Origin of the sequence: Anaerococcus lactolyticus ATCC 51172 (genome assembly GCF_000156575.1) — a bacterium.
Classification (GTDB): Bacteria; Bacillota; Clostridia; order Tissierellales; family Peptoniphilaceae; genus Anaerococcus; species Anaerococcus lactolyticus.
The window spans coordinates 1-239 of sequence record NZ_GG666173.1; the positions used below are offsets into that span (position 1 = coordinate 1).

Annotated in this window: 1 protein-coding gene; it reads right to left on the reverse strand. The window is 69.9% G+C overall.

Features of this window, described 5'->3' with window-relative positions:
- Positions 1-211: alcohol dehydrogenase catalytic domain-containing protein (locus tag HMPREF0072_RS12770; RefSeq protein ID WP_211204254.1), on the reverse strand; the 211-nt coding region annotated here is incomplete at its 3' end.
- Positions 212-239 lie beyond the last annotated feature (28 nt).

Here is a 239-nt window from a genome sequence, read left to right on the forward strand (position 1 = left end):
GCGGCAGCCTGATCGCCGCCGCCGCGGGCAGCAGCCGTTCCGTGCTGTAGGCGCCCAGCGTATTGGTGAAGCCGGTATAGGTGATGCGGTCGCCGGCCTTCAGCCCCTCGACGCCCGCGCCCACCGCCTGCACCACGCCCGAGGCCTCGTTGCCGAACCGCTGGGCACGGCACGGGATAAATCCCGCTGCGAAAATACGTGTCCGCGAAATTCAGGCCGACCGCCTCATGCCGGACCCG